Raw genomic sequence first — 8768 nt, 5'->3', positions numbered from 1 at the left:
CTTCATACACGCGGCATGGCTGCATCAGGCTTTCGCCCATTGTGCAATATTCCCCACTGCTGCCTCCCGTAGGAGTCTGGACCGTGTCTCAGTTCCAGTGTGGCTGATCATCCTCTCAGACCAGCTAGAGATCGTCGCCTTGGTGAGCTCTTACCCCACCAACTAGCTAATCTCACCTGGGCTAATCTTGACGCGAGAGGTCCGAAGATCCCCCTCTTTGGTCCGAAGACATTATGCGGTATTAGCTATCGTTTCCAATAGTTATCCCCCACATCAAGGCATATTCCCAGGCATTACTCACCCGTCCGCCGCTCGTCAGCAAATTAGCAAGCTAATTTCTGTTACCGCTCGACTTGCATGTGTTAGGCCTGCCGCCAGCGTTCAATCTGAGCCATGATCAAACTCTTCAATTAAAGTTTTTTGATACCTTTCAGCAGAAAGGATATCGACTCAATGATTAATACTGATTGTTACATAAAAGTAATTTTGTGTAGTCACTCAGTTCATTGATTATTTTGTTTGTATTCACTTCGAAAAGTAAAAGCAAACTAGTGATTATCAACTCACAAGTGCCCACACAGATTAATAGGTTCAAATTGTTAAAGAGCTTTTCTTCTACTTTCAAAGCGTTTTCGCTTTTCTGTGAAGAGGACGGTCATTTTATCGAATCAAGTCTCAGTGTCAAGCACTTATTTGAAACTTAATTTCTAAACCATCTTACTAACTCTGATTGCTAATCCCTTATGGGATGGGCTCTCCGTGTCAGTGAGGTCGCATTATAGAGAGTTCGATCACATTGGCAAGCTCTTTTTTAAGATTATTTGATATTTATGTTTTTATGGTTAAAGTACGTACAAATCAATGCTAAATTAGCTTTTTAGGCTCATTCTATTAACAGTAACTTATCATTTTTAAGTGAGATCATATGAAATCGTCATTACGTCGCTATAAATCGACCTTTCCTGCTATTAGTTCTAATGTTTATATAGATTCATCGAGTGTTTTAATTGGTGACATTACCATTGGTGAAGACTCAAGTGTTTGGCCGTTAGTTGTCGCTAGAGGAGATGTTAATCATATTTCAATTGGTGAGAGAACAAATATTCAAGATGGCTCTATTCTTCACGTTACTCACAAAAATACAGACAATCCAAAAGGTGCGCCTTTAATCATTGGCAATGATGTCACTATCGGTCACAAGGTTATGCTTCATGGCTGCATCATTGAAGATCGCGTACTAGTAGGTATGGGAAGTATCATTTTAGACAACGCACGAATTGAAGAAGATGTCATGATTGGGGCCGGTAGCTTAGTTCCGCCAAATAAAACATTAAAAAAAGGCTACCTTTATATAGGTAGCCCAGTAAAACAGGTTCGTCCTCTATCTATAGAGGAAATAGCATCACTTAAAAAATCAGCAATGAATTATGTCTCATTTAAGAATGACTATATAGAAGAAGAAACTATCTGATATCTATACCACCAGAAGCATTGAACTCTTCATCTTCAATCAATGCTTCTGCTTTATCTTCTATATCAAAACGCAATTGAAGAAATGCCTCTTCTGCTTGCTGACTTGTACTTACTGTCTCTCCACTTTCTTCCGTTAACCACAAGAAGGATACCGAGCACTTAATTAGACTTCCCATTTGCTGAGCAGAAAAAACCACTTGTTGCTTTTCTTTCTCTACCAATAAGTCATCAGAGAAAATAATAGATTGATTCATTACATACCTTCTAAGTTCTTTCTTAATTCTCGTAAGATTTGCTTACTTCCAGGGCGCAATCCTCTCCAAACAGTAAAGCTCTCCGCAGCTTGGCCAACTAACATACCTAAACCGTCATAAGCCTGATAAGCATTATTGTCCAATGCCCACTGACTAAAGACCGTTTTCCCTGAACCATACATCATGTCATAACTAATCGTATTATTAGAAAAGATACTTGAACTGATTAGAGGAAGCTGACCAGTAAGGCTCGCTGATGTCGAATTAATAACGATATCAAATGAGCGATTAACCTCACTCATCATCATCGCTTCTATCTCACCATATGGAGAGAATAATTCAACAAGCTCTTGAGCTTTTTCATAAGTACGGTTAACGATAGTAATAGATGCAGGGTTTTGCTTTAATAAAGGATGAATGACACCTCGAGCCGCTCCACCAGCACCTAAAAGTAAAATTCGCTTATCTTTAAGTAATACTTGGTATTGCAGTAAGTCTTGAACTAACCCTTCGCCATCGGTGTTATCTCCCAGAATAATTCCATCATCCAGTTTTTTTAGCGTATTAACAGCGCCTGCCAATTTTGCTCTTTCTGTAAGCTGATCTGCAAAACGAAATGCCTCTTCTTTAAAAGGCACAGTGACATTGCATCCTTTCCCTTGGTGGCTGAAAAAGGCAGTTACTGTCTCAATAAAGTTATCAACTGGTGCTTCAATCGCTTCATATTCTAAATTTTGCATTGTTTGACGAGCAAATAAGGTATGAATAAATGGAGATTTACTCTGCTTTATCGGGTTACCAAAAACCGCATACTTATCCATGTTGCAATTCCCTCTAAAAATAATGACGAAAGTAAAAATTAATCTCACCTTACCTCAAAGAAAGAGTTGATGCATTAGCCTTGGCGTAAGGTATTACCTGTTCTAGCATCTCGAATTTCTGTTGGTTGAGTTCTATTACCAACCTCACCTTGAAAAATAACAACTCCGCTATCACCTAATTGATATTCCACTTCATCAACGCTGCGACAAGGCTCAAGTCCGGATAAATTTGCACTGGTTGATGTGATCGGTTTTCCAAAAGCAGAGCAAATCGCTTTCACTTGCGGATGATTTGTTACTCGCACAGCGATGCTATTAAATTGTCCCGTCACTAGAGGCAAAGTTTTAGAGCTAACAGGGACAATCCAAGTAACCGGTCCCGGCCATGATTCTTTAATTGCATTCACTTGCTCTAAACTAAGATCACCTAGCTCGATATATGGCTCAAGTTGCTCCATAGATCCTGCAATTAAAATCAACCCTTTTTCTTGTGGTCTCTTTTTTACCTCTAATAACTTTAAAAGAGCTTGCTCATTATCTGGATCACAACCGACCCCAAAAACCCCTTCGGTAGGATAAGCAATCACATCACCACGTTTTAGAGCTTCTACGACTTGATTTAGATTCTTCACATTTACACCACTCTTCTATCTATATAGCTTCTATTCTATTGATCTACTCAAATCACACAACTGCTTTCCTTTTTTGAATTGTCAACAATCGTGAATAACTTGTATTTTTACCGACGCAAACGTTTTCCTTAACAAAAAATAACCGTATAATGCCTGCAACTTTTTCTATATTGCCAATATCTTTATCCAAGGAGTTCACAATGAAAGTCGGTATTATCATGGGTTCAAAATCAGACTGGCCTACAATGAAACTAGCCGCAGAGATGCTTGAGCGCTTTAATGTTCCTTATGAAACAAAAGTGGTTTCGGCTCACAGAACTCCACAACTGCTTGCTGACTATGCTACACAAGCAAAAGATCGTGGTATTAAAGTAATTATTGCAGGTGCAGGCGGTGCGGCTCATCTTCCTGGAATGGCGGCTGCATTTACAAGTATTCCTGTTCTTGGTGTTCCAGTGCAATCTCGTGCTTTAAAAGGTATGGATTCACTTCTTTCAATTGTACAAATGCCAAAAGGTATTGCTGTTGGTACGCTTGCTATTGGTGAAGCGGGCGCTGCAAATGCCGGTATTCTTGCTGCTCAAATTCTTGGTACATACAATGAAGATGTCATGGCAGCAGTAGAAGCGTTCCGTAAAGAACAGACTGAAATGGTATTAGAAAATCCAGATCCATCAGAGGATTAATCATGAAAGTTCTTGTTTTAGGCTCAGGACAATTAGCTCGAATGATGTCACTGGCTAGCGCCCCATTAAATATTGATATTATTGCTTATGATGTGAATAACAAACAAATTGTTCACCCTCTAACTCAGCAGGTAATTGGTTTATCATTAGAACAAGCGATTAATGACGTTGATGTCATTACTGCTGAGTTCGAACACATCCCACATGATATTTTAAATACATGCAGTCAAAGTGGTAAGTTCCAACCAAACCCTAATGCAATTAAAGCAGGGGGAGATCGCCGATTAGAGAAGTCTCTGTTAGATAATGCTGAAGTAAGCAATGCGAAATACCACATCATAAATTCAAAACAAGATTTCCTAGATGCAATCGATACTGTTGGGATCCCAATGGTATTAAAAAGTGCACTCGGTGGTTACGATGGCAAAGGGCAATGGCGCTTAAAAGATAAATCTCAAATAGAACAAATTTGGGAAGAAATGAATGAATTAATCCAGAGCACACCAAATCAAGCCATGGTTGCCGAACAATTTATTCCTTTTAATCGTGAAGTGTCTCTCATTGGCGCACGCAATAAAAATGGGGAACTTGTAACTTATCCTCTTACTGAAAACGTTCATGTTGATGGCGTACTTGCACTCTCTACTGCATTAGAAGGCACGAGTGAGTTACAAGAACAAGCTGATCGCATGTTTTCAGCAATTGCTGGTGAGTTAGATTATATCGGTGTGCTGGCTATTGAGTTTTTCGACGTCGAAGGTAAGTTGCTGGTTAATGAAATTGCTCCACGCGTTCATAATTCAGGTCACTGGACACAACAAGGTGCAGATGTATGTCAATTCGAAATGCATATTCGTGCGGTTTGTAATCTTCCATTGATAGGCTCTACATTATTACGCTCTACGGCAATGATTAATATCTTAGGTGAAGATACTTTACCTTCTGAGCTATTAACCATGCCTAACTGCCATATTCATTGGTACGGAAAAGAAAAAAGAGCAGGTAGAAAAATGGGCCACATTAATGTGTGTGCCTCATCTCCTGAGGAGTTACAAAAAGAGCTAATCAAACTATCTAGCATATTAGATAGTGAGGTTTTTCGAGTTCTTTCGTAAGAGTTGTAAACTTAAAGAGTAACTCACTCTATTTTAATGAATCGAGTTCGAGTTACTCTTTATTCTCTTGCGTTGCGCCACATTTTTTATCCGCACAAACAATCTTAGTGCCTGAAGCCATTTCTTTTTTTAGTAATAAAGAAAAATTGCATTTCTGGCAGCTCCCTTTTACTGGTTCTTGATTAACAGCAAACCGGCAAATAGGGTAGCCATCACACGCATAAAAAACCTTTCCAAAACGTGATTTTTTCTCATGTAATAAGCCTTTTTTACAGCTAGGGCACTCAATTAATTCTTTCGATACGTCTTCTTTTTTTTGCTCTAAAGATTCAATATGTGAACATTCAGGGTAAGAGGAACAACCAATAAACATTCCATAACGACCTTGCCTTAGTACTAATTCATTTTCACACTCAGGACAAGGGATCCCTAATTCTTTAACAATGTGCCCGTCATTACTTTTTAATGGTCGAATATAATCGCATGCAGGATAATTTTGACAGCCTAAAAACGGACCTCTTTTGCCATAGCGAATAGTCAATTCACCACTGCATTGAGGACAGCTTTCATGTTCTAAAGCGTGCTCATGAGCTTTAAATAATTGTTTATCAATCTTTCCAGACATTCAATGAAACCTTAATGCGTTATACCAACATCTGCAGTATAAAGTAATTCTTCCATCTGCGTATAAGCACTCTCTTGACCAGGAACGTTAAATAACACCATCAGCACAACCCATTTCAGGTCATCTAATGATAATTCTTCCGTTTCTAAGGCCATCACTTGCTCGATAACCATTTCTCGAGTTTCACTCGTCAGTACTTTAATTTGCTCTAAGAAAAGTAAAAAACCACGACAATCTGTATCGATCCCATCAATTTCTTGTTGCGTATATACACGCATTGACGTTGATGTACTTTGCTCTACGTGCGTATAAGAATCATCTTCTTGTAAGCGTGCTAAATCTTCCAGCCAATCTAATGCTTTATATACTGCATCTTGATGAAAGCCAGCTTTAAGTAATTCGTCTTCTAATTTCTCTTGGTCTACACTCAGTTCAACATCACTATGGATATATGTTTCAAATAGATACATAAGAACATCCATCATGGCTAGCCCCTCCGCTTTTTAATGTAACCCCCTGGGACTGCAGCGATGAAACCTTGCAACTCTAATTCAAGCAATTGCATCATGATTTCATGTACAGGCGTCTGACATCGCTCTGCGATTATATCAACAGGCGTCGCCTCACTGCCTACGGTAGCGAACACTTCGGGAAATGGCAATTGTTCTGTGATAACTTCTTGCTCAAACAACGATGGTTGATGAGATATTGCACACTCCGTTAAGGCTCCAATTTCATCAAAAATATCATCAGGAGAAGAGACTAACTTTGCTCCCGCCTTTATTAACCCATTTGTTCCTTTCGCCGTCGGATTTTGTATCGAGCCAGGAAGCGCAAAAACTTCTCGCCCTTGTTCGTTTGCATATCTTGCTGTAATCAAAGAACCTGACCGCTCCGCCGCTTCGACCACAAGAACCCCGGTCGATAATCCACTAATAATACGATTTCTTCTTGGAAAGTTATCCGCTCTTGGCTGGGCATCTGGTCGAAACTCAGAAACCAAAGCACCGTTATCTATGACTCGATGAGCAAGAGTACGATGTTTGGCAGGATAGAGTTTCTCCAACCCGGAACCAAGCACTGCAATTGTTTTTCCTTTCGCTTCAATGGCTCCATGATGCGCATACCCATCAACACCTAATGCTAAACCACTCGTCACCACATAATTATGCTGAACAATCGCGCCTGCAAATTGCTTCGCACAATCAAGCGCTTCCAAACTGGCATTGCGACTACCAACAATGGCAACTTGAGGCTCTGATAACGTAAGCGGATCTCCTTTCACAAATAGTACCGGCGGTGGGGCGCTTATTTCTGAAAGTAGCTTGGGGTACAAAGAACTAGTTAGTGGCAAGATGACATTAATATCACTTTCATTTTGCCACTCTAAACACTTTTCAACCTCTGCATTCATTGGCTGTTGTAGATAAGAAATTTGGGCTAAAGACAAGCCAAGAGAGCGAAGTTTATCGTTGCTGTATTGCAGTATATTTTCAGGAGAATCAACAGCGAGTAGGCGGGTCATAATTTTCCCTCCAACTCGTGGGCAAAAACAGAGTGTTAGCCAAGCCGATAAATGCGCTTCAGAGTTATTCATAATCGATTCCTTTTCTTGGTGAGATCACCAACGTATTTTTATTTATTGGCCTTTCACCTCGAGTAATCAATGCCAAGCTAAATTGCTTATAAGGTCTAATAACAATCAGTTCCCCGATCTCTATTTTTGGTAATTGAAATCCTTCTTTCTCAATATTATTAGAATCATAGTAATACTCCCCCCGATGGCCATTAACCTCGCGTCCTTCTTCTTTTAAAAGATACCTACTTCCTTGCTGTAACCCATCATCACTTCCTCTATCAATAATCGTAACTTGATTAACCGCGAGATAATCTCCGCCATGAATAGAACCTAATATTGATATATTAATGTCTGCCGGCCCAGGCTGCGGATAGAATGTAGTTTTAAGCTTGCTGTTAACGTCATCAGCAGGAATAGGGAGCCCAACGTCATTCATTAATATTTCTTGTTGCTGTTTAGTCACTCTTAAACCACTTATTTTGTCATTATTTTCAGCAAGCTCAGCAACTGCTATCAATCGAAGTGCATGAGCATTTTTTTTATGGCCATGTCTAGAGAACACCTTCACGGACCGATAAATGCCCCATTCTTTATCTATTAATTTAGCATCCACATAGACGCGTTCATTGCGACTCAAAAACTGCCTACCATCACTCGTACCAAGCACCCGATATGCATGCAAATAATCCTCTTCGTCAATTAACCTATCTGATTGCAAATAATGAGCGACTAAACTAGCGGGGACTGCTGGGGCTGGTTCTTTAACGATAATATGGACTTTAGGCGACAGTTTTTTTAATGGTTTGAGATCATTATTGGTTGGGGAATCCTTTTTTAACATCAACTTATCATCAGATGAAAGAGACGCTGACGAATAGGTAATAAAACTCAATAACGAGCTAAACAAGAATAATTTTTTAAACACGGTCCGCTTTCCTTGTCAGACATTTAAACCGATGCTGTCATTTGCCTAATAAAATGTCTAGAATTGGAACTATTAGGTTCATGCCGTTTTCGGCGCAGTTCAACATTTAGAGTAATTATGGCTTTATTAGAAGTATTAACGTTCCCGGACGATCGTCTACGTACCGTAGCAAAACCGGTAGAAGCAGTAACACCTGAAATCCAAAAATTCATCGATGACATGATTGAAACCATGTACGACGAAGAAGGTATTGGCCTTGCTGCTACACAAGTTGATTTCCACCAGCGTATTGTTGTGATCGATGTTTCTGACACTCGTGACGAACCAATGGTATTAATCAACCCTGTTATCACACAAAAAAGTGGCGATGATGGCATTGAAGAAGGTTGTTTATCTGTTCCTGGCGCAAAAGGAATGGTTCCTCGTTCTGCTGAAGTATCAGTAACGGCTCTTGATCGCGATGGTAAAGAATTTAGCTTTGATGCTGATGACTTATTAGCTATCTGCGTTCAGCACGAATTAGATCACCTTGATGGCAAACTTTTTGTTGATTACTTATCGCCGTTAAAGCGTAAACGTATCAAAGAAAAGTTAGAGAAGATCAAAAAATTCAACGCTAAAAACTAGCCATAACAATCCAAATAATTACTACGCTACT

Annotated in this window: 11 protein-coding genes and 1 rRNA gene; 4 read left to right on the top strand and 8 right to left on the bottom strand. The window is 39.6% G+C overall.

Annotated elements, in window-relative coordinates; genetic code table 11:
• Positions 1-413 (bottom strand): 16S ribosomal RNA (locus ED622_RS08610); the annotation flags it as partial.
• A gap of 512 nt (positions 414-925) precedes the next feature.
• Between ED622_RS08610 and ED622_RS08605 the strand changes: the two genes are divergently transcribed.
• Positions 926-1471: a gamma carbonic anhydrase family protein gene (locus ED622_RS08605; RefSeq protein WP_122033480.1), complete on the top strand. Its 546-nt coding sequence runs from the start codon at positions 926-928 to the stop codon at positions 1469-1471.
• On the opposite strand, the gene ED622_RS08600 is transcribed toward ED622_RS08605, so the two are convergent.
• The 3 genes from ED622_RS08600 to ED622_RS08590 form a co-directional block, all read right to left on the bottom strand.
• Positions 1464-1727 carry a DUF1488 domain-containing protein gene (locus ED622_RS08600; RefSeq protein WP_122033479.1) on the bottom strand — a complete coding sequence of 88 codons (264 nt, stop codon included), beginning with the start codon at positions 1725-1727 and terminating at the stop codon, positions 1464-1466. The genes ED622_RS08605 and ED622_RS08600 overlap by 8 nt on opposite strands.
• Positions 1727-2548, bottom strand: a complete 822-nt coding sequence (gene aroE, locus ED622_RS08595) for a shikimate dehydrogenase (RefSeq protein ID WP_122033478.1) — start codon at positions 2546-2548, stop codon at positions 1727-1729. The genes ED622_RS08600 and aroE overlap by 1 nt, the downstream gene beginning before the upstream one ends.
• 74 nt (positions 2549-2622) lie before the next feature.
• Positions 2623-3180 carry a Sua5/YciO/YrdC/YwlC family protein gene (locus tag ED622_RS08590; protein ID WP_122033477.1) on the bottom strand — a complete coding sequence of 186 codons (558 nt, stop codon included), beginning with the start codon at positions 3178-3180 and terminating at the stop codon, positions 2623-2625.
• 200 nt (positions 3181-3380) lie between these two features.
• Here ED622_RS08590 and purE point away from each other — a divergent pair, with 200 nt between their 5' ends.
• Both purE and ED622_RS08580 read left to right on the top strand, forming a co-directional pair.
• Positions 3381-3866, top strand: coding sequence for a 5-(carboxyamino)imidazole ribonucleotide mutase (gene purE / locus ED622_RS08585; RefSeq protein ID WP_045103202.1), 486 nt, complete (start codon positions 3381-3383; stop codon positions 3864-3866).
• 2 nt (positions 3867-3868) lie between these two features.
• On the top strand, positions 3869-4981 hold the full coding sequence (locus ED622_RS08580) for a 5-(carboxyamino)imidazole ribonucleotide synthase (RefSeq protein ID WP_122033476.1): 1113 nt from the start codon (positions 3869-3871) through the stop codon (positions 4979-4981).
• Between the two features lie 52 nt (positions 4982-5033).
• Here ED622_RS08580 and ED622_RS08575 read toward each other — a convergent pair whose 3' ends face one another.
• From ED622_RS08575 to ED622_RS08560, 4 genes are read right to left on the bottom strand one after another with little or no spacing between them, the layout of a single operon-like run.
• Positions 5034-5606: a type I DNA topoisomerase gene (locus tag ED622_RS08575; protein ID WP_122033475.1), complete on the bottom strand. Its 573-nt coding sequence runs from the start codon at positions 5604-5606 to the stop codon at positions 5034-5036.
• An 11-nt stretch (positions 5607-5617) separates the two neighbouring features.
• The gene (locus ED622_RS08570; RefSeq protein WP_045103205.1) at positions 5618-6091 is read right to left on the bottom strand and encodes a DUF494 family protein; all 474 of its coding nucleotides are present in this window, start codon (positions 6089-6091) and stop codon (positions 5618-5620) included.
• Positions 6092-6093: 2 nt separating this feature from the next.
• A complete protein-coding gene (gene dprA, locus ED622_RS08565) occupies positions 6094-7203 on the bottom strand; it encodes a DNA-processing protein DprA (RefSeq protein WP_122033474.1) in 1110 nt (369 codons plus the stop codon).
• Positions 7196-8110 carry a peptidoglycan-binding protein gene (locus tag ED622_RS08560; protein WP_122033473.1) on the bottom strand — a complete coding sequence of 305 codons (915 nt, stop codon included), beginning with the start codon at positions 8108-8110 and terminating at the stop codon, positions 7196-7198. Before ED622_RS08560 ends, dprA begins: the two co-directional genes overlap by 8 nt.
• Positions 8111-8227: 117 nt before the next feature.
• Here ED622_RS08560 and def point away from each other — a divergent pair, with 117 nt between their 5' ends.
• Entirely contained in the window at positions 8228-8737 is a 510-nt protein-coding gene (def, locus tag ED622_RS08555; RefSeq protein ID WP_122033472.1) for a peptide deformylase, read from the top strand.
• The last annotated feature ends 31 nt before the right edge of the window (positions 8738-8768 follow it).

Origin of the sequence: Aliivibrio sp. EL58 (genome assembly GCF_900312675.1) — a bacterium.
Taxonomy (GTDB): Bacteria; Pseudomonadota; Gammaproteobacteria; order Enterobacterales; family Vibrionaceae; genus Aliivibrio.
Note: the sequence above shows the minus strand (reverse complement) of the source record. Positions and strands in the feature narration are given on the sequence as shown.